This window comes from Sphingobium sp. Ant17 (assembly GCF_000588875.1).
Lineage (GTDB): Bacteria > Pseudomonadota > Alphaproteobacteria > Sphingomonadales > Sphingomonadaceae > Sphingobium.
The window spans coordinates 46,593-66,417 of sequence record NZ_JEMV01000007.1 but is presented as its reverse complement, the minus strand read 5'-3'; the positions used below and the strand labels follow the sequence as shown (position 1 = coordinate 66,417).

16 protein-coding genes and 1 pseudogene are annotated in these 19,825 nt (G+C 57.5%); 12 read left to right on the top strand and 5 right to left on the bottom strand.

What is annotated here, in order from left to right; translation table 11 throughout:
* Nucleotides 1-39: 39 nt before the first annotated feature.
* From BF95_RS27235 to BF95_RS05100, 3 genes are all read right to left on the bottom strand, one after another.
* Nucleotides 40-417 carry a hypothetical protein gene (locus BF95_RS27235; RefSeq protein WP_152542574.1) on the bottom strand — a complete coding sequence of 126 codons (378 nt, stop codon included), beginning with the start codon at nucleotides 415-417 and terminating at the stop codon, nucleotides 40-42.
* Nucleotides 410-772: a hypothetical protein gene (locus BF95_RS05105; protein WP_152542572.1), complete on the bottom strand. Its 363-nt coding sequence runs from the start codon at nucleotides 770-772 to the stop codon at nucleotides 410-412. The genes BF95_RS27235 and BF95_RS05105 overlap by 8 nt, the downstream gene beginning before the upstream one ends.
* A 500-nt stretch (nucleotides 773-1,272) precedes the next feature.
* The gene (locus tag BF95_RS05100) at nucleotides 1,273-2,184 is read right to left on the bottom strand and encodes a LysR family transcriptional regulator (protein ID WP_043149789.1); all 912 of its coding nucleotides are present in this window, start codon (nucleotides 2,182-2,184) and stop codon (nucleotides 1,273-1,275) included.
* 168 nt (nucleotides 2,185-2,352) lie between these two features.
* Between BF95_RS05100 and BF95_RS05095 the strand changes: the two genes are divergently transcribed.
* From BF95_RS05095 to BF95_RS05060, 9 genes are all read left to right on the top strand, one after another.
* A complete protein-coding gene (locus tag BF95_RS05095; RefSeq protein WP_051519858.1) occupies nucleotides 2,353-4,650 on the top strand; it encodes a TonB-dependent receptor in 2,298 nt (765 codons plus the stop codon).
* The gene (locus tag BF95_RS05090) at nucleotides 4,640-6,028 is read left to right on the top strand and encodes a nucleobase:cation symporter-2 family protein (protein WP_051519857.1); all 1,389 of its coding nucleotides are present in this window, start codon (nucleotides 4,640-4,642) and stop codon (nucleotides 6,026-6,028) included. Before BF95_RS05095 ends, BF95_RS05090 begins: the two co-directional genes overlap by 11 nt.
* A gap of 1 nt (nucleotide 6,029) precedes the next feature.
* The gene (locus BF95_RS25495; protein WP_051519856.1) at nucleotides 6,030-6,479 is read left to right on the top strand and encodes a 2-oxoglutarate and iron-dependent oxygenase domain-containing protein; all 450 of its coding nucleotides are present in this window, start codon (nucleotides 6,030-6,032) and stop codon (nucleotides 6,477-6,479) included.
* Entirely contained in the window at nucleotides 6,476-7,057 is a 582-nt protein-coding gene (locus tag BF95_RS25490) for an isopenicillin N synthase family dioxygenase (protein ID WP_051519855.1), read from the top strand. The genes BF95_RS25495 and BF95_RS25490 overlap by 4 nt, the downstream gene beginning before the upstream one ends.
* 26 nt (nucleotides 7,058-7,083) lie before the next feature.
* Entirely contained in the window at nucleotides 7,084-8,067 is a 984-nt protein-coding gene (locus BF95_RS05080; protein ID WP_043149788.1) for an isopenicillin N synthase family dioxygenase, read from the top strand.
* Nucleotides 8,068-8,078: 11 nt separating this feature from the next.
* On the top strand, nucleotides 8,079-8,471 hold the full coding sequence (locus BF95_RS05075; protein ID WP_043149787.1) for a VOC family protein: 393 nt from the start codon (nucleotides 8,079-8,081) through the stop codon (nucleotides 8,469-8,471).
* On the top strand, nucleotides 8,468-9,547 hold the full coding sequence (locus BF95_RS05070) for an aromatic ring-hydroxylating oxygenase subunit alpha (RefSeq protein ID WP_081764042.1): 1,080 nt from the start codon (nucleotides 8,468-8,470) through the stop codon (nucleotides 9,545-9,547). The genes BF95_RS05075 and BF95_RS05070 overlap by 4 nt, the downstream gene beginning before the upstream one ends.
* Before the next feature lie 198 nt (nucleotides 9,548-9,745).
* Nucleotides 9,746-10,171 carry a GlcG/HbpS family heme-binding protein gene (locus tag BF95_RS05065; protein ID WP_043149785.1) on the top strand — a complete coding sequence of 142 codons (426 nt, stop codon included), beginning with the start codon at nucleotides 9,746-9,748 and terminating at the stop codon, nucleotides 10,169-10,171.
* A 1,197-nt stretch (nucleotides 10,172-11,368) separates the two neighbouring features.
* Nucleotides 11,369-12,634, top strand: a complete 1,266-nt coding sequence (locus BF95_RS05060) for an MFS transporter (protein WP_161774223.1) — start codon at nucleotides 11,369-11,371, stop codon at nucleotides 12,632-12,634.
* Between the two features lie 43 nt (nucleotides 12,635-12,677).
* Here the strand turns inward: BF95_RS05060 and BF95_RS05055 are convergent, their stop codons facing one another.
* Both BF95_RS05055 and BF95_RS05050 read right to left on the bottom strand, forming a co-directional pair.
* Entirely contained in the window at nucleotides 12,678-14,402 is a 1,725-nt protein-coding gene (locus tag BF95_RS05055) for a CocE/NonD family hydrolase (RefSeq protein WP_051519853.1), read from the bottom strand.
* Nucleotides 14,402-15,315, bottom strand: a pseudogene (locus BF95_RS05050) (LysR family transcriptional regulator). Before BF95_RS05050 ends, BF95_RS05055 begins: the two are co-directional and overlap by 1 nt.
* 167 nt (nucleotides 15,316-15,482) lie before the next feature.
* Here BF95_RS05050 and BF95_RS05045 point away from each other — a divergent pair.
* From BF95_RS05045 to BF95_RS05035, 3 genes are all read left to right on the top strand, one after another.
* Nucleotides 15,483-16,508, top strand: coding sequence for an isopenicillin N synthase family dioxygenase (locus BF95_RS05045; RefSeq protein ID WP_081764041.1), 1,026 nt, complete (start codon nucleotides 15,483-15,485; stop codon nucleotides 16,506-16,508).
* Nucleotides 16,505-17,494: an isopenicillin N synthase family dioxygenase gene (locus BF95_RS05040; RefSeq protein ID WP_235209565.1), complete on the top strand. Its 990-nt coding sequence runs from the start codon at nucleotides 16,505-16,507 to the stop codon at nucleotides 17,492-17,494. Before BF95_RS05045 ends, BF95_RS05040 begins: the two co-directional genes overlap by 4 nt.
* A 74-nt stretch (nucleotides 17,495-17,568) precedes the next feature.
* Nucleotides 17,569-19,821, top strand: a complete 2,253-nt coding sequence (locus BF95_RS05035) for a TonB-dependent receptor (protein WP_043149784.1) — start codon at nucleotides 17,569-17,571, stop codon at nucleotides 19,819-19,821.
* The last annotated feature ends 4 nt before the right edge of the window (nucleotides 19,822-19,825 follow it).

Sequence of the window (19,825 nt, the reverse complement as noted above, 5' to 3'; positions counted from 1 at the left end):
TTGCCTCTGCGATACACATCTTGGAACCAACATCACCCATTAAGGCGTACTTGGCGGTTTCGATAATGAACGCGCGCCAATCCCAGCCAACTGCGCGAGAGTAGTACCTTGAGGCGGTGGAGGGGGTGCTTGCGGTGCTGGGATAAAGCCGTAGTTGATCCAGTGCCAAATATCAGAAGGAAGCGATCCTCCAGCCAAATGCGCGAATAGCTGCGAAAGCATGTAGGGCGAATTGTGAAAGAAGCCTTTCAAGCTCTCCGACAAGGCATCAATTGGCGCTTCGCTCTTGAGAATATATGTTCCCATGAAGGGCTGGTAATACTGCGTGATATAGCGGTTTACCTGCACATGGTTTAGCAATTGCGGCTCGGTTGGATTTAGCGCAAACGTGTTGTATGAGAGCAGGTAGTTATTCACCGGCCTGTGCCTCCTCGCTGCGATTCTCCAGAGCAGGATTCGTTGCCAATTGGCTGCTGACCGTGACTTCCTTGATCTGGCCGTGATCCTTAATCCCGACCGTGCTTTTCAATTCAAACATGCGCTGCAAATGCTCGTCCCGCTGGAGCCGATCAGGTTCCTTAATAGTGAAGCGGATAAGCTGCCATCCCACGATGCCGATAGGCCAGCAGCAGATTGCCAGCAACGCAGACGCCGGGATGGGCATACCAAAGCGAAATAGCGTAATCGACCCACCCAGCGACAACGGACAAATCATCAAGCAGAATATCAGGCCGGGGTTCATCGCACTGCTGGTGCTCATCTTGGCGGCCATCGTCTGCAAATGAGATAGATTGTTCCCCATGCATAATAGATGGCATGGCCACGCGCTGGGGCAATTGGCGTATATCGTGATTCTTGAAAGGTTACGAAAAAATCTGAGGATAATTTACCTTGGTTCCCAGGTCGTGAAAATAGATGAGTGCAGCCACTCAGCCCCGAGCGACCCTCAAGGGTATATAGGGATGATATCGGGGCGCTGGGCGCCCTAAACGAATGTCCCCTTCAGAGCGGGCGAAAACAGCGCTCGAATGGCGACAAGTGGCGCATTGTAGCCGGCAGCTTTAGACGACATCAGCCCGTTCCTGCCCTAATTTCTGAAAGAGTGCTCATGCAAGACCGGTCGCTTCTTCGACTCCGCATCAAATGATAGGCCTATTTCTAATGCCTAAAACGGTAGGTAATCTCATTACGGAGCTCTAACTGGTCTTCTGCCGGCGCCGCCGTTTTCATTCAGCATTATAGCGCCTTCGCACCACGAGTTGCGCTGGAAAATCATACTACCGGGACGCCATGTTCTTCCATCGTTTGTGCAAGATGCTGGATGAGCAGCGACGCCGGTACAGACAATGTTCTCCCAGCTGCACTGACGATTGAAAGTGTGGAGAGTTCAACTCTCTCATGAGAAAGAGGGATGAAAATGAGCGAACCCTCCTCAATCTCGCTGATGGCATCGAAAGCGGTCAGCCACCCAATTCCCATCCCGCGCATTGTCAGGGATTTGATCAGGCCGATGCTGTTGACCTCAGCCGCGGCGCGTGGCGTGCCGCCCACATGTCGCGACCATGCAAGATCAAGGACACGTCGCAAGGAGAGATTTTCGCTTGGCACGATGAGGGGGAAGCTGACGCATTCCGAGAGCGTTACCTCTTTTCGATCAGCCAACGGATGGCCCGGCTTTACGATAAGTCCGAGCCGGTAGATCATTGTCCGATCCAGCCTAATTGTTGGATTGTCCGGCGGATTGAAGGTGACACCAACGTCAATTTCGCCAGAAAGCACATGGTCTATGACGCCTTGAGCTCCAAACACTTCCATCTTGAACTGAATCGCAGGATAGTGCTGCTGAAATGCCGACACAGCGGACGCCATGAATTCTGTGGCGCCTTCAACCAGACCAATGGCCACACTGCCCCTGCGCAATCCCACCAAATTGTCGATCTCCGATCGAATCCGCTGTAGGTCGCGACGCCAGCGACGCACGCCGTCGATTAGCAATTCCCCGGCTGCGGTCATGCGCATACCGGACGGAGTGCGCTCAAAAAGCTTAGTTCCGAGCTCCTCCTCGAGCTGGATGATCTGTCGATCAACAGCGGAGGGGGCAATATGAAGCACATCTGCTGCTCTGCGAAGCGCGCCTCGCCGCGCAACTTCGTCGAAATAGATCGCAGCTCGACCAAGTAACATCGCAAATCTCCAGAATTGGTGAGTGATCACATTTTGCGAACAGGCGTTGCTGTATTCTGCGATGGATCAGGACGCAATTCAATGGCACTTTTGACGCACAGCAAAAAAGCGAGAGGGCGAGTCAACCGAGCGATCAGGTGATCGCCCTTTCGAAGCGGGGATTTTGGAATGAAAATTATGCGGGGCAAATCGAAGTTTCTCGTAGGGGCTGTGTTTCCGGCGGCACTCGGACTCAGCGCGGCAGCAAATGCGCAGGTTCCGGTGGCCGCCGATGCTGATGCTGCAAGCGTAAACGCAGGCGACATCATCGTCACTGGCGAAAAGCAGGCCACGACGCTCCAGCGGGCTCCACTCGCGCTTACTGCGCTGTCCAATGACACGCTCAAGCAGTCGAACATCACCCAACTCATTGACATGAACGGCTTCGTGCCGGGCCTAACTGTCGCCAACAGCGGCAGCTTTGTTCGGGTCGTCTCGATCCGCGGCATCGGTTATGAGGCTTCAGATAACCTGAGCGCCGAGCCGGGCACGTCTTTCCATATCGACGGCGTTTATGTAGCCAGTCCCTATGCGCTGCAGCAGGATTTCCTGGATCTGCAGCGGGTCGAAGTGCTGCGCGGACCGCAAGGAACCGTATTTGGGCAGAGCGCAACCGGCGGTATCATCAACGCGATTACCGAAAAGCCGAGCATAGAGGCACTTAGTGGTTCTGCTCAGATTGAGGGCGGCAATTATGACCTAATCCGTGCGACGGCGACGCTGAATGTGCCGCTGACTGATACGCTCGCAATTCGTGGAACGGTTCAGCGCTACTATCATAAAGGCTTCGCGAAGCAGACTAGTCTTGGCTCAGCCTACGGCAATTATGGCCTCGACGATGCTGACCGCATTTCGGCCAAGCTGTCGGTACTCTGGACGCCGTCGGATCGCTTCTCCGCGCAGCTGACCGCTCAATATTTCAATGCCGACGAGCATGGAGCTGCGCAGAAGAACCTCGACGATCTTGATCCCGATCCGCGTCGTATCTCGCAGGACTATCCCAACAAATACAAGCTCGATTTCTTCCTGACGTATGCCGACCTGCAATATGACCTAGGCTTTGGCACCATAAAGTCGCTGACCTCCTACCAGCAGACCCGGAACCACAACCAGATCGACGTCGATCGCTCCGATTTCGCTACTACTGGCGCCTATGATGCTCAGCCTTATTGGAACAATCGGGTCGATGCGTTCAGCCAGGAGCTGAACCTGAGTTCCAATGGCAATGGACCATTCACCTACATCGTGGGCGCCTATTTCCTTTACCAAAAGCTCGGTCAAGACATCCTCGAATACGCGGGGACGGATGCCAATCCGACCTATAATCTGACGCTGCCGCTCACTTTCGCCAATTATCCCTACAACCTCAACTATGCCCTGAACTCAGCTCAGCGTCGCTACAGCTATGCTGGGTTTGCTCAAGCGAAGTGGAAGTTTGCAGATCGGCTAAGTGGAACCGTTGGCTTGCGCTATAACCATGACTATTTCACAAGCAGCAACAGCACGCTGTTCAATATCTTCGCACCGACGGTATATGCGCAGACCAAGGAGAACGCGCTGACCGGCAAGGGTGAACTCGATTTCGAGCTGACCCCGCGCAACATGGTCTATACCAGCGTGTCCCGTGGCTACAAGCCAGGTGGCGTTAGCAACAACAGCACGCCGCTGCTTGTGCCGCTGACCTACCAGCCCGAGCACGTCTGGGCCTATGAGTTAGGCACCAAAAACCGCTTTTTCGACAACCGAGTCACCTTCAATGCGGCCGCTTTCTTCTACGACTATAAGAACCTGCAATATCAGGAAGAAGACCCCATCCCATTCCAAGGCGGTGTGTCCAACGTACCCAAGACCCGGATCTGGGGTGCCGAGGCTGAAGCCACGGTCCAGATCACTGGAAACCTGAAGCTCGATGGCAACCTGACCTATCTCGATGGCGAACTGGTCGGAGACTATATCACTCTCGACCCTTCGCGCGCTCATCAGGCAACACTGGCAGCGGCAGCTCTCGGTTTTGGTCCTTTTGACGGCTACACGATTGGCCAACGAGCGCTTGCGGTTCGCAACACCAACGGAAACCTGCCACCTAAGCTACCCAAGTGGCAGGGTGCCATCGGGATCAGCCACACGCTGGAGGTCGCTTCGTTCGGCACGCTGAAATCCCACGCCGAGTTTATCTATCGCGGTAAGTACCAGTATCGCATCTTCAACGATGGCGCCCGCGACGTGGTTCCTAACTATACGCAGGTGAACGCCAACTTCGCCTTTACGCCGCAGGACACGCATTGGACGATCGCCGTGACGTTGACCAACGTCTTCGACAAGGCGGGGATCGCGTCACGTTATTCCAACCCGTTCGGCAGCTTCACGACCAGCGACATGTATATTCCGCCCCGCCAAGTCATCGGCTCGGTGAAATATGAGTTCTAATCGCGCCGAGGTCCATCCAGTCGACAGCGTCCCGCAAGTCGGGGCGCTGGGAGCGCTCGCCCTCCAGCATGTCCTCACAATGTATGCCGGCGCGATCACGGTTCCCCTGCTGGTAGCCTCTGCGCTTCACCTTTCGTCTGAAAATACCGCCTATCTCGTTAGCGCCGACCTCTTCGCGTGCGGTCTCGTCACACTCCTGCAGTCGCTAGGCGTCGGAGCGTTTGGAATTCGTTTGCCGATCATCATGGGCGTGACCTTTGTAGGTGTCATGCCGTCAATTGCGATCGCGAACCAGCCAGGTATGGGTCTCCCAGCGGTGTATGGCGCAGCTATCGCTGCTGGATTGATCGTGATCCCGCTTGTCCCTCTAATTGGACGGTTGCGGTCAGTGCTTACACCGACCGTCACCGGCACCGCGATGCTGCTCATCGGTCTTTCGCTCATGGGAATTGCGGTGGACTGGTCCGCCGGTGGTCAGGGTGCCAAGGACTATGGATCACCAACGCATCTGCTGCTCGCTAGCGTGACGGTTGGAATCATTCTTCTTGTCACTCGGTTCGGGGTGGGATTCCTCGCGAACTGTGCAATCCTTATAGGGATGGCGTCCGGTTATATACTCGCGGCCGCAATGGGTTTGGTGGACCTCACTGATGCGACGGCGGCCCCCGCGTTGCAACTGATCACCCCGTTCCACTTCGGCATGCCCATCTTCGACCTAGGCGCGATAGCTTCGATGGTTGTTGTTCTGCTTGTTACGCTCGTAGAGTCGAGCGGGATGCTGACAATGCTCGGTGACATAGTGGATCGGCCTGTTACCACCCGGGACCTTTCGCGAGGCCTGCGTGCCGACTGCATGGGCGCGGTCATCGGCGGCCTTTTCAATAGCTTCCCGTATACGTCCTATGCGCAAAACATCGCACTCGTGAGCATGACAGGGGTGCGGAGTCGCTTCGTCTGCGCTGGCGCCGCCGTAATCCTACTCATTCTTGCACTTTTTCCGAAGTTGTCGGCCGTCGTTGCGGCGGTCCCGCCGAGCGTTCTAGGCGGCGCGGCGCTTGTCCTCTTCGGAATGGTCGCTGCGTCGGGCATCCGCTCGTTAGCGGCAGCAGGCCTTGACCATTCCCGAGAGGATTTGCTTGTTGTCGCGATAAGTTTGGGCGTGGGTCTTATCCCAACCTTTTCCGATCGCTTCTTTGCCTCGGCGCCCCCTGCCCTCGCACCATTCACGCATAGCGGAGTTCTGCTTGGCATTGTGACTGCGATTGCGCTCAACCTGTTTCTCCGCGCTGGACGGAATCGCAATGAAAGCGATGCTGATCAGCGGGACACTGACATCCGTGGCCTGCCGACCGCGACGTCCGGCACTATAGGAGGCTGAAATGAAATTCGACGGTAGCGTAGTTCCAATTATCGATCTCACTCCAGCGCGCACCGGTTCTGAAGCGGAAAAGCAGGCTGTGGCCGACAAGGTCGGCGCAGCTGCCCGCAGCATCGGTTTCCTGGTCGTTTCCGGCCACGGTGTGCCCGCCGCCATCATCGAAGGCGCGTCGGTTGCAAGTCGTAACCTGTTTGACCTCTCCCCCGAGGAGAAGGGCAAGTACCGCTCGCCCAGCACTGAGATTTATCGAGGCTACTTCGGCATCGAAACCGGAAATCTCGCCAGTACCATCGGCGAGGAGGAGGCCAAGCCCGACCATCGCGAGTATTTCAACTTCGGCCGTTTCGACTTCAACGATGCCGATCCGTATTTCTCGACCTCCACAGCTCAGCGAATCTTCCACGAAAACATCTGGCCCGACGCGACGTGCCGGAATTTAAGCCTGCGATGACGGCCTACTATCGCGAAATGGAGAAGCTGGCCGCACTTCTGATGGAGCTGTGCGCACGGGCTCTCGACCTTTCGCCAGACTGGTTCGCGGACAAGATCGATAAGCACATCACCAACATGGTTGTCAGCAACTACCCCGATCAGCCCGAAGCGCTGGAGGAAGGTCAGCTGCGTGCTGGCGCGCATACCGATTATGGTGGCCTCACCATCCTGAAGACCGAAGATAAGCCTGGCGGCCTCGAAGTCCAGACTTCCGATGGCCGCTGGGAAGCGGTGCCCATTGTCCCCGGCGCCTTCATCATCAACCTCGGCGACCTGATGGCGCAGTGGACCAACGACGATTGGGTGTCGACGATGCACCGTGTCGTCAATCCGCCGCGTGATCTGGGCGTAGGCAGCCGTCGCCAGTCCTTGGTCTTCTTCCACCAACCCAATTACGACGCAGTGATTGAGTGCATCCCCACCTGCGCCGTCGAGAAGGCCCCAAAGTACGCCAAGACGACCTCGATTGAGCATCTGGAGATGAAGATGAACCAGATGAACGACACCCCGAAATTCAAGGACGCTGAAACGGCCTGAGGCCGATCCCAACTGAGGAACGCGCGATGATCGTCTACACACCGCCGAAGCCGGCAGATAACATCCCCGTGATCGACCTGGGTCCGAGCTTCGCCGACGACACAGATCTCAAGAAGGCGGTCGCGTGGGAGATCCACAAGACCGCCCGTGACACGGGTTTCTTTTACATTACCAACCACGGCGTGCCGCAGGCAACCATGGACGGCCAGCTCGAGCTGGCTAAGCAATTTTTCGACTTGCCCGTCGATGAGAAAATGAAGGTCGACGCGAGCAAGTCAAGCTGCACGCGCGGTTATGAATCGCCCGGTCTCCAGACCCTCGACGACGGCTCACCGCCCGACCTCAAGGAGGGCTTCCTGATTGGTGTCGATCTGGCCGACGATCACCCCTATGTCCGCGACGGCGTTCCCAACTGCGGATCTAACCAGTGGCCGGAAAAGCCGGAGGGCTTTCGCCCCCGCTATGAGGGCTATGTGGACGAGATGTTCCGGATCGGACGGCACCTGATGAGCCTGATTGCCCTGTCGCTGGACCTGCCAGAGGATTACTTCGCCGAAGGTTTGAGGGAGCCGCTATTCAACGGCCGCCTTCTGAAATACGGGCCTCAGCCAGCTGATGCCGCATTCAACCAGATCGGCGCGGGTGCGCACACAGACTGGGGCATGATCACCATCCTCCTTCAGGACGATGTTGGCGGCCTGGAAGTCGAGAATGCGGCGGGCGAATGGATCGCGGCCCCGCCGATCCCCGGCACGTTCATCATCAATCTCGGGGAGATGGTCCGTCTCCTCACCAACGGACTGTATCACGCAAACATGCATCGCGTGCTGAACAACCAGAGCGGCCGTGATCGCTACTCTGTTCCGACCTTCTTCGACCCGAATTACTTTTATGAGGTGAGCTGCGCTCCGACCTGCATGCCGGAAAATGGCAAGCCGGACTACGCCGCCACCACCGTCGGCGGACACATCGCGGAAATGTATCGCAAGACCTACGGCCTCGCAGCGTAAAGGAAAAAATCATGCCCGCTCTGGCTTATACAAACATCTACACCGCCGACATCGACCGGCTAGCTGAGTTCTACAGTACGCTTTTCGGCTTTACGGAATATATGGAGAGCCGCTCGCCGATCTTCCGCGGCTTCGCCGCCGGCGGGACTTCGCTGGGGTTCAGCGGAATCGGCGCGTACGAACTCCTCGGCATGGAGCCCCAGACCGCTCCCGGCGATCGCGTGTTCCAAACCTTCAACGTGGATAGCCCGGAAGAAGTGCGCGCCCTGACCGAGAAGGCGGGGTCGCTCGGCGCGGCCACCGTAAAGGAGCCGTTTGCGACCTACTACGGCTGGTATCAATCAGTCCTGCGCGATCCCGACGGCAACGCGTTCCGCATCAACTTTCCCGGAGTGCCGGTATGAACCAGGCATCGTCGCTTTTGCAGGAGGCCGCCGCTCCAGAGCTTCAGGCCAGGGCGCGCCTGCCGCGGATGGGACGCCCCAGGAACTGCTCCTACGCCGAAGATGACTGGGAAATTCTATCAAAATTCTGGTTCCCTGTCGCCCGAGCCGACGATATCGGGGCCAAGCCGGTCGCATCGAAACTCCTAGACGTGAAGCTCGTGGTGTACCGCACGACTTCAGGAATCAACGTTGCGCGCGACCTCTGTCCCCACCGCGGGGTGCCGCTCAGCATGGGATGGGTCGAGAGCGACGAATTGGTCTGCGCCTATCACGGGCTGCGCTTCGCTGCCGACGGACGCTGCGTCAAGATCCCGGCTCAGCCTAACGTCGTTCCCTCGGACCGTTTTAGGGCAACGAACTTGCCGGCTGTCGAGCGCTACGGGCTGGTCTGGACCTGTCTCGATCCGGATAATGCGGCAGGAGAGATCCCTCCATTTCCCGAGTTCGACGGTTCCGACTTTCAAGCCATTGTATGCCCTCCAGTTACGATGCAGGCCGCCCCTGGGCGGCAGGTAGAAGGCTTCATTGACGTCGCTCATTTCGCATGGATACATCACGAGGCTTTCGCAAATCGCGAGAAAAGCATGGTCCCACTTTATCAGACGAAATCGACCGATTATGGCTTTCAAACCATATACATCAGCGACGTCAGCAACTTCCCGAAGGCCGTTCAGCATCTGGAGCCGGAAGGCTTCATCTGGAAGCGCACCTTCGACGTCCATCCACCATTTGTCGCGTTCCTCACTGTCGATTTCCCCAACGAAGGCGTGCTCAAGATCATGAACATCGCGACACCCGTGTCGGCGCGAGAGACTACGCTCTATGTGCCTCTGGTCCGGAACTTCGATCGCACGGGTTCGGTGGAAGATGTCTATGCCTTTAACGCTCAGATCTTCGCCGAGGACCAGGCGATCGTTGAGGCCCAATGTCCTGAGGACCTGCCGCTCGACCCCGACGAGGAGGCACATTTCGCCGCCGACCGGTCGTCCGTAGCTTACCGCAAGGCGCTCCGGCAATTGGGTCTAAGCGGATAAGCGTTTGCCAATCGGAATGACATAGTGGGCGGCCGAACAGATCGGCGGCACACGTTTGTTCACAAAATGGCGGCACATCGTCACCATCAGAGCGCAATTTTAGAAGCCGTTCTGGCACTCCGTAAATGACTTGCAGCGGCGTTTTGAACAATGTCTTCGTCGGTGGCCGACATCCAAATGGGTATAGGAGAACCTTGAATGCCCCCATTGAGCTTAGAGCACGCCAACGCCATCATCGAAGCCGCTTTCGTTAAAGGCTCCGAACTTGGACTTAAACCCCTCAGTTGCGCCGTTCTCGATGTCGGTGGTCATCTCATCGCTTTCCAACGCCAGGACATGTCCTCGAATTTGCGTCCGCAGATCGCGCTTGGAAAGGCGAACGGCTGTCTTGCTCTTGGAGTTTCCAGTCGCAAAGTTGCCGACATTGCGGCCGAACGGCCTAGTTTCGTTGCGTCGCTTAATTCGATCACTAGCTTCGGCGTCATACCTGCTGCGGGAGGACTGATCATCGTCGGCCAGGACGGTCCGCTTGGAGCGGTCGGTGTGACCGGTGACACGTCGGACAATGACGAGCTGTGCGCACTTGCGGGAATCGCGGCAGCGGGCCTGAAGGCGCAAGTCTAATGCGACGCGGGTAGTCCGAACGGACCCAAAACGCTGTTTTGCATTATTTGGACACCGGTTCTCGGAAGCGCTCGATGCCTCGGACATTCAGTTTTGCCGTCTGCAAGCCTTAAGGCAGCCGTGCGCGAGGGCTCCCGGCGCCATAGCCAAGCCGACTATCCCGGCATTATTTCCCTTTAGGAGCATCGATCCACCTACTAGCACAGGGATTCATGAATGAGAATATTGCAGACCCTAAATAGCGTCCAGCCAGCGGACTTCGAAAGACGGCGACTATGAACTTACCTTGCGTCCGCCGGCTCCTTCTCTAAAATTTCTCTACTTGGTCGTGCAATCGATCATTATCGATAATGCTGGGCTAGGACCGTTGTTGGATTCCCATGATCGCGAGATGACGACCTTGCCGCCTTTGTTGAACATGATTGTCGTTGTCTGCGACCCGCCGTTCGGGCTTGAGCCGCCCGTAACAGTTCCAGATTCAACGGCCTGCCCTACCGGGCACGTCAAATTCTCGGCTCGGAGCAGGGCGCGCACACGGGCGAAAGTGATCGACGCCTGTCGCTGATTTAGAATGATAGGCATGTCGCCAACCGCTGTGGCCGGAGCTGCGGATATGATTGTCAGCGAAGTAGCGCAGGCTAGAAATATCGGTTTGGGGTACATGGTCTCTCCGATGGGTTGCTGGGAAGAATTAGTTCGGTTTTACGCCGTGACGATTACCGATGCTTGAGGAATCGCGTCGTTGGTCGACGAGCCGATATGCTTTTCTAATTGTAAACAGCATCTCAAGGCGGAAAGGATCCGCCCATCTCAGTTCCCCAAAAATCCACGGCTCAAGCTTCAAGACCGGGTCCAGCGCGAGACGTTTATCAAACGGGTCTCGCAAGACTTGCGCAACAATATGCACTGCCGGCTCGATCAACTGTGATCGCGTTCAGAACGATTGAGCCAAAGGATTAAGGGTTATTGGCTTGATCTATTGACTGGAGCGCAAGGGCAATTTCTGCCGGAAACCGCCTGTGCAGAAAAAGAACTCCTAGACCTCGCTGCAACAAATTTAGATCGACTGCGCGCGCGGGCAGCAGCCTCTTATCCGTAGCAGTGCCGAAATTCGAGCAGTATGATGGCGAAATTGTTCTACCGAAAACACGCTCGCCCATACATTGTAGCGTAATGCTAATTGAAGGACGGGCCAAGATGGCACAAGGTGAGCTCAATTTCAAATCTGGAAGCGCCGCATTTGCGGCCCTTACGGGCAATTTTGTGTGCTCAGCCCCCATCGTCACGGCAAGCTTCGGAGCCTTTCTCATCCCGGTCACGACCGAATATGGATGGTCCCGCTCGTCGTTTTCGTTCGTGCTTACCCTCGTCTCGCTCATCGGCGTCGTGATGCTGCCCTTCGCTGGACGCATGGCCGACCGGTTCGGTGTCCGCCGGGTCGTGCTACTGGGGAATCTCGCCTTTGCAGTTTCCATCGCTCTCTTAGCCCTGTGCGGCGGGCGTCTCACCGACTTCTACATTGCCTACGTACTTGTCGCCGTCACGTCTGCATTCTCCTCAACCGTCTTACTTTCGCGTGTCGTGTCGGTCTGGTTCGCAAACATGAGGGGACTCTTTCTTGGACTCACCGCCGGCATCGGCAACGGGATGGGGTGTGCATTCATGCCGATCCTAGCGCTCATGGTCATCGAAAGGTTGGGTTGGCGCGATGCTTACCTAGCTTTAGGCGGCGCGGTTGCAGTCATTGGATTCCCGATCATGTATTTCGCCCTGCGCGAGCCGAACGCGTCGCCGACCTTGGCGATCGCCGACCCCAAGCTTGTGGCCGGAATATCCGCGCGGGAAGCCCGCCAGTCGCCGCTGTTTTGGTTGATTCTCGTCACGATTGCGGTCGGAGGCGGAGCACTGAGCGCAGTATTCACCCATGTTGTACCCCTTCTGGCTGACCGCGGGCTGGGTGGATCAGCGATGCTCGTCATCACCTGCATTGCTTTCAGCAGTACTCTCTCGCAGGTCACACTTGGCCGTATCCTCGACAAAGCCTCGCTGCCACGCTTCGCCGCGGTGCTCATCCTCATGTCGGCGGTAGGGATCGCAGTCCTTGCCCGGGCAGTGACTACACCGGCGCTTGTAACTGCTGGCATCCTTATCGGCATCGGAAATGGCGCTGAATATGCGCTGCTGTCCTATGTCATCCCGCGCTATTTCGGCTTCCGCTCTTACAGCGAGATTTACGGCTCGATTCTTGGTGTGGTCCTTCTCTTCATGGGCACGACCCCGATGCTGATGGACGTGGTATTCGATGTCTACGGAAACTATGGCCTCTCGCTAGTAGGAATAGCTGGCGCGCTACTCGTGACGACCATACTTATCCTGCGCTTTCCATCCTATCGCTATACGCGTACGGGAAATATCAGCGGTCCGACCGCCCCGGTGGCGCCGCTCGCTGCCCTTCCAACATAGAGCCGCTCGACGACCCCGAAGGTCCGTCCGAAGAATGCGGGACTCAAACTACCGAGAGGGTGAGTCGCGAGGGACCATTGACGGCAACGCCCGTCGCCACGATCCGCGCGTCCACAAGACAGCTCAGTTCTCCCCGTACGCCAGTGCCTGGATTGACCGGATATGTGGGAAAGCACGCACCTGCTAGGGAAAGTCGGAGGCGCTCGCCGGGCTGGATAGTAAGGCAGGTGGCTCGTAACCCGATCGCGACAGACTTTGGCTGATGGGCTGATGTGACGGTCGCGTAGCCTTCCCCCACCGCATAGACACGCCCATCCAGGAACAAGTGACTGAGCGTGCAGGAGATGTCGAAAGACGCGTCCTCTGAAACAACTTCAAGCTCGAGGTCGACCCTTCCACACATTGTCACCGGCTCCGCGAACGGAGCCGTGTCAAAGGTCATGACGTCGGGCCGCGCATCCACAGCGGCGCGGTTCAACGGTCCTGCCGGAACGACGAGGGAACCGCCAACCGCCGGCGCAGGTCGCCAAGGGTCTGTTACCATCCACTCCATCTGCGGGAGGGCTTCAGGCGGGGCAGTGTCCAGCCCGCCCGATTGCGGGTCCACGGATGAAGAGCCATCGCCGGTTAAAACGAAAGAAAGGCGGCGAGTCGGCCATCGCGCCGCCGTCCGCCAGCTCGAGGATCCCATGTCGAAGAGGGTAATCGGCGCCCAATCATCAAGCGCTTTCTCGCCTTTCAGCCAATGATCGAACCAGCGTAGAATAAGCAATCCGGTGCGGTTCTCTGCATCTGCACCGAAATCGATGTCTCCGACCTTTCGGTCCCAGGTAAAGTGCGCCCACGGTCCGACAATGAGCCGACACTCGCGGCCCGCAGCCGAGAGAAGGTCATAAGCATCGAGCACCCCCGGCAACTGAATGTCATACCAGCCACTTATAAGCAAAGCTGGCGGACAGTGCCTGCTCAGCGCTTCGCTTCGTGCAGATGGCGATCGTTCATGCCAGTAGACGCTTCCGGCAGGCTCTTCCAGCCAGCGACGATAATGGGCGAGGCCTCCATGACGGTCGACGTAGGCGGGCAAGCCTTGCACCTCTTCTAGCAGAGGGAGGGATCGGTGCGTTCGATAAAGTTCCGAAAAAGCGGCAGCGTTGCCTGTTTGCCGCGCGGTTTCGGCCGCGACCTGAGTCGCCCATGCCATGTTGCCAGCCAACCGAAAGGCACCATTCTCGTAAGCCCAACCAGAATGCACGTCCCATCCGAACATCGCTGGTGCGATCGCTTTCAACTGAGGTGGACATTCGGCAGCCGCGAGAAGTTGAGCCGATCCCTGATAGGAGAAGCCGAGCATGCCGACGTGGCCACTGCTGCCCTTTAGCCCAGCTGCCCAAGCCACAGCTTCTGCTCCGTCCTTCGCTTCGTTGACAAAGATGTCATAGTGACCCCTGGACGTGCCACGTCCACGAACATCCTGGACGACGACGATATACCCCTTGTCCGTGAACCACCAGGGATGGGGGTGGCTCAGTGTAGTCCCGATCCTGCGACCATATGCCTGACGCATAAGCAACACCGGGTGTAGGCCCGCCTCCGCTGGTCTGTAGACGTCCGCGTCCAGCCTTGTCCCGTCGGACAGGGTCATAGAGGCTGATTCGATTGTGCGGGAGGTGTGCACGTAAGTTTCCGGTTCTTGCATGCCTGTCGTTTGGGGAAGACCGGGGTTCGCATCCAGAACAAAGTCGGCGGCATCCCGTTGCCAAAACGGCATCACGCCTCCTCTGGCACGTCAAACGTGGTAATATCCTCCTGGGCGTGCCTTGCCACCTCCTTCGAAAACATTTCACTCAGTGCGTGGACCGCTATCGGGGGGTTACGGGAAGCGCGCACATAGACCCCGAGATCAGCCCGCAAGGCCATCGGCTTGGTGATCGGGATGTGAACCAACTCACCCTTCTCAACTTCTCCCTCTATGCCAACCCTGGTCTGGAAGGACATTCCTAAACCGCGAAGGGTCAGCTGTTTGGCCAATTCAACTGAACTGGTCTCGATGGCCCCCGTCGGCAGTTTGCCTAACGATCGTTGCAGCAGCTGGCGAATGGCGAGGTCGGCCTTTGGCAAAATCAGCTTATGAGAGAGACAAGACGCAAGCGAAAGGGATTTTAGGCCCGCTAGTGATGATCTGGTCGCATCGCCGCGCCGAGCGGGAAACGCGAGAGGGAAAGCTGTTGCAGCTCGCTTGACCGCTCAAGATTGAACGCGATGCCCATATCGACCTCACCGCCCACTAGCGCGTCTGGAATTGACGAGGAGCCCATGATGTTCACACCGATTGTGAAGCGCGGGTAAACCTCACGAACCCGCGTCAACACGTTGGGTAGCAGATTGGAGATCAGCGCTTCAACTGCAGCGATCTCGACATGGCCCGTGACGAGCCCCCGCATGGAGTCGAGCTCGGACCGAACACGTTCAGCATCCTGAAGGACTTCGTTGGCATGGCGCGCAAACGTCGAACCTGCGTGTGTAAGGCGCAGTCCGCTCGAAAGACGCTCGAACAGGGGCGTTCCCAACTCTGCCTCAAGCTTTAGTAGCTGACGGTTGACCGCCGAAGACGCCACGTTGAGCCGCCGCGCGGCCTCTCGGATCGAACCGGCCTTACGGATGGCGTCGAAGTAAACGATCATAGGAGCGTGAAGCCGGTGCGCACGTGTTTGCATACTCCATCGTGCGAGATACCGATGGTTTCGTCAATGTCCCCATATCGGCATCACCCCAGGCGAATCATTGTTCTTTTTGAGGACGGCCGCTTTGCAGCATGATGACATTACCGATGCAGGATGCTTCGAGATAAATGCAGCAGGAAGGCGCATTGCAGGTGTCGACATCACCCGTTCCCGTAATTGACATATCCCGCTTCGACTCTGGTGCCGGCGCCAGGGCTGCCATTGCTCGACAAGTTGATAACGCGTGTCGGCAATATGGCTTTCTAGTCATTCGCGGGCACGGGATCGATGCCCGTCTGATTGACCGGATCGACACGACTAGCCGGGCCTTCTTCGATCTACCTCGTGTGAAGAAGGAGCGCTACCATCTCACGGACAGCGAGAGCTGGCGCGGCTATTTCGCGGTGCAATCATCCTCGCTGGCCAAGACGCTAGGGATCGAGGAAGCACTTCCGGACCTCCGCGAATATTTCACGATCACTAACCCTGACGTTGACCGTACCGATCCATATTACCAGACGCCGGAAGCGTCCGTGATCTTCGCGCCCAATCTCTATCCAACGGATATCGCCGGGCTTCAGGATGCCTGGGAGGACTATTATCGCGCAATGGCGGATCTCGCCGAGAAGCTGATGCGCATTTTCGCGGTCGCTCTCGATCTCGACGAACGTTGGTTTGCGGACAAGATCGACAGGCACATGACAAATTTGGTGGTGTCCAATTATCCCGATCCGTGCGGCGACGAGAGTCCCGATCAAATGCGTGCCGGCCCCCACACCGACTATGGTACGCTGACGATACTGCGGGCCGAGGACAAGCCAGGCGGACTAGAAATCCTCACCAAGGAAGGCGATTGGTCGCGCGTACCCATCCTTCCGGATACCTTCGTCATCAACATCGGCGACCTGATGGCGCGGTGGACAAACGACCAGTGGGTTTCAACCCTCCACCGCGTGACTGCTCCGCCTCCTGGGCAGCGCGTTGGAAGTCGCCGGCTATCCCTCACATTTTTCCACCAACCAAACTGGGACGCTGTCGTCGATTGTATCCCCAGCTGCCTCGGCGAAGACCGTCGATATCCGTCTATCACGTCAGGTGAGCATCTCGAGGCGCAGCGCCAGATGCAACATGCAGTCGAGGGCGCCAAGAAGTGAACCATTCCGATCCCGCCCCCGTGCATATTGCGCCTTCGTCTCTTGCCAATCTCCCTGTGGTCAACATCTCCGGGCTGCTTGGCGGTGACGCCGTGGCGCGCGCCGAGGTGGTGGCGACCATCCGGGCTGCATGCCTCGACAAAGGCTTTTTCTATTGTGTCGGCCACGGCGTACCGCCCCAAATTATTGCCGAAATTTTCAGGGAGGCCGAGCGCTTCTTCTCGCTCCCCATGGAGGCGAAGCTCAAGGTCGATAAGGCACTCTCCCGTGCGAACCGTGGCTATGAGCCGCTGCGTGGCCAGACACTGGAACCCGGAATGCCACCTGACCTCAAGGAAGGCTTCTATCTTGGCATCCATGTGGACGCCGACGACCACCGCGCCAGTCGTCATTTCAACGTCGGACCCAATCTGTGGCCGGAGAGTCTGCCCGAATTTCAAGCGGTGACCACTCGCTACCTTGACATCATGCAAGAGCTTGCGGTCGTTTTACTCGGCGGGATCGCGCTCTCTCTCGATCTTCCAGGAGACTTCTTCGATCCACTCAAGGTCGATCCGCTCGCGACGCTACGTCTTCTTCACTACCCGCCACAGCCCGCAAATTCGGCCCCAGGCGAAAAGGGATGCGGTGCTCACACCGACTTCGGAGGCATCACAATTCTTCTACAGGACGGGGTGGGCGGTCTGCAGGTGTGGGACCACGATGCAGCAACATGGCTCAATGCGCACCCGATTCCGGGGGCGTTCATCGTTAATCTGGGCGACCTGATCGGACGCTGGACCAACGACCGCTACCGTTCGACGGTGCACCGGGTGATCAACAGCTCGGGACGCGAGCGATATTCTGTCCCATTCTTCTTCGCCGGTAATCCCGATCACCGCGTCGAATGCATTAAAACCTGTCTGAGCAACGGGGAGCTTGCGAAGTATCCGCCGGTGACAGTCGATGAACACATGCGCCGACGCTACGAAATGTCTTACAAATAACACTAGATACTTGATCCGACAGAACAAAAATATGCAGCGGGAGGATCAAGACTATTCAATTTAGGGGTGATCCAATGATTATCAATCGTACCAAATCGTCGTTCATCGCAATGGTGGCATTTTATGCTTGGTCGCCACACTCATGGGCGCAGGGGCCTGTGCCTGCAGACGCAACCGCTGATGCGGGCGCGCAGCTTGGCGATATCGTCGTCACCGGCGAGAAACGGGAAGGAAGCATTCAGAAAGCGCCAATAGCTATCACGGCGATCCAAGCCGACGCGCTCACCGCTGCCAACATCACTCAGGTCAGCCAACTCGATGGGACAATCCCGTCGGTCGTGACGCCGCGGAACGGCACGCCCTATCGCGTCATCTCCATCCGCGGCATTGGGTCCGAAGCGACGCAAACTGGTTCACAGCCAAGCGTCGCCTACCATGTCGACGGCATCTACATCGGCAGCCCTATTGCGACCGGGGTGGACTTGCTCGACATCGCGCGGGTTGAAGTGCTGCGCGGTCCGCAGGGAACGATTTTCGGCCAGGCCGCTACAGGCGGCGCAATGAACATCATCAGCAATCTGCCCGAACTCGGCAAGTTCACCGGCTATGGCGAACTGGCGGGCGGCAACTACGCCTATTTTCGCGGAACGGCTGTTCTTAATGTTCCATTTGGCGATACTGTCGCCGTGCGCGCCGCCGGGCAGCGCCTCGCCCACGACGGCTATGCCCGCATCGACAATGGGTACAGGGAGGACGACGCCAATCGTTGGAACGGACGTCTCAGTTTGCTGTGGCAACCTTCGGACATGTTCTCCGCAGTGCTGCGCTATCAGCATTTCACAGGCGATGAGGCAGGGTCGGCGCAAAAGAACATCCTCGATCCCAACCCCGATCCGCGCGTCCTGACGCAGGACTATCCGGGCCGCTACAAGCTCGACTTCGATATAGCGTCAGCAGAACTCAAGCTCGACCTTTCGTTCGCTACCCTGAAATCTGTCACCTCCTACCAACATATGCGCAACGACAACCATGTGGATCGCGACCGGCTCAACGCGGCGACAGTTGGCTTTTACGATGCGATTCCGCTCTGGCTGAACCGCTATCGCGCGATTACGCAGGAGGTAAACATCAGCTCGCCCCGAAATAATCGGCTCTCCTGGACCGCAGGCGTCTATTATGTCGACTATAGGGAGACGCAGAACTTCGTCGAGTTCGCCGGGAGCGGCGCCAATCCCGCGAGCTTCAACATCCCGAAAAGTGCCGCGAACGGGATCCCAGCCAATCTGATCTATCGTCTGGACGTCGATCTGAAGCGCAAGACTTACGCGGCATTTGGCCAGGCGACTTATCACCTCACTGAAAGTCTGCGCATGACCGGCGGCCTGCGCTACACCCGCGACGAACTCGAGAGCTATTCGCTCACATCCTACGGGCTGTTCGCACCCGGTGAGCTCATCTCCCAGCGGGACAATCATCTCACCGGCCGTGCAGTCATCGAATATGACGTCGCTCCGCGTAGCATGGTCTATGCCAGCTTCTCCAAGGGCTACAAGCCAGGAGGCGCGAACCTAATTACGGGTCCGTTGCTCAATTCCAAGACCTACAAAGCAGAGGACCTTGACGCCGTCGAGTTGGGATCCAAGAACCGGTTCTTCGACGACGCAGTATCGCTTAATCTCGCCGGCTTTTTCTACAAGTACAAGAATCTCCAGTTCCAGCAGGAGGATCCGATCCCCTATCAGGGTGGTATCGCCAATATTCCCGGAGCGCATATCTGGGGTGTTGAGGCAGAGGCATCGTGGAAAGCGACCCGTAACTTGCGTTTTGACGGAAATGTCACGCACCTCGATGGCGAGTTCACGCAGGACTATTTCGCCCTCGACGCCGCCAGTGCCAACGCAGCTACCCAGGCAGCGGCCGCGCTCGGCTTTGGCGCATTTGATCCTTATACTATCAACCTGCGTGCACAGCAGGTCAAGAATCTGCGTGGCGGCACGCCGCCCAAGCTGCCTAAATGGAGCTTTGGCGTCAGTGCGACACATACAGCCGAGATTTTTGGGGGCGAATTGACCAGCCGTGCTGAATGGACCCACCGCGGCAGCTATATCTACCGCGTCTTTAATGCCGGTTCACGAGACATCGTGCCTGCCTACGATATCGTAAATCTCAGCTTCAGCTACGTGCCTCGGGATTCCCGGTCGAATTCGGGGTCGCGGCGTCGAACCTTCTCGACAAGGCCGGAATTAACTCCCGCTACACCGATCCCTTCGGGTCGTTCTTCACAAGCAACGAATATATTGCACCGCGACAAGTCGTTGGTTCGGTGAAGTT

Excerpts from the sequence above, each read along its gene's own strand:
- BF95_RS05095 (WP_051519858.1), top strand. The coding sequence starts at position 2,353 with ATGAAAATTATGCGGGGCAAATCGAAGTTTCTCGTAGGGGCTGTGTTT.
- BF95_RS05055 (WP_051519853.1), bottom strand. The coding sequence starts at position 14,402 with ATGCCGTTTTGGCAACGGGATGCCGCCGACTTTGTTCTGGATGCGAAC.
- BF95_RS25490 (WP_051519855.1), top strand. The coding sequence starts at position 6,476 with ATGACGGCCTACTATCGCGAAATGGAGAAGCTGGCCGCACTTCTGATG.
- BF95_RS05070 (WP_081764042.1), top strand. The coding sequence starts at position 8,468 with ATGAACCAGGCATCGTCGCTTTTGCAGGAGGCCGCCGCTCCAGAGCTT.
- BF95_RS05090 (WP_051519857.1), top strand. The coding sequence starts at position 4,640 with ATGAGTTCTAATCGCGCCGAGGTCCATCCAGTCGACAGCGTCCCGCAA.
- BF95_RS05100 (WP_043149789.1), bottom strand. The coding sequence starts at position 2,184 with ATGTTACTTGGTCGAGCTGCGATCTATTTCGACGAAGTTGCGCGGCGA.
- BF95_RS05105 (WP_152542572.1), bottom strand. The coding sequence starts at position 772 with ATGGCCGCCAAGATGAGCACCAGCAGTGCGATGAACCCCGGCCTGATA.
- BF95_RS05065 (WP_043149785.1), top strand. The coding sequence starts at position 9,746 with ATGCCCCCATTGAGCTTAGAGCACGCCAACGCCATCATCGAAGCCGCT.
- BF95_RS25495 (WP_051519856.1), top strand. The coding sequence starts at position 6,030 with ATGAAATTCGACGGTAGCGTAGTTCCAATTATCGATCTCACTCCAGCG.
- BF95_RS05075 (WP_043149787.1), top strand. The coding sequence starts at position 8,079 with ATGCCCGCTCTGGCTTATACAAACATCTACACCGCCGACATCGACCGG.
- BF95_RS05045 (WP_081764041.1), top strand. The coding sequence starts at position 15,483 with ATGCAGCAGGAAGGCGCATTGCAGGTGTCGACATCACCCGTTCCCGTA.
- BF95_RS05080 (WP_043149788.1), top strand. The coding sequence starts at position 7,084 with ATGATCGTCTACACACCGCCGAAGCCGGCAGATAACATCCCCGTGATC.
- BF95_RS05060 (WP_161774223.1), top strand. The coding sequence starts at position 11,369 with ATGGCACAAGGTGAGCTCAATTTCAAATCTGGAAGCGCCGCATTTGCG.
- BF95_RS05035 (WP_043149784.1), top strand. The coding sequence starts at position 17,569 with ATGATTATCAATCGTACCAAATCGTCGTTCATCGCAATGGTGGCATTT.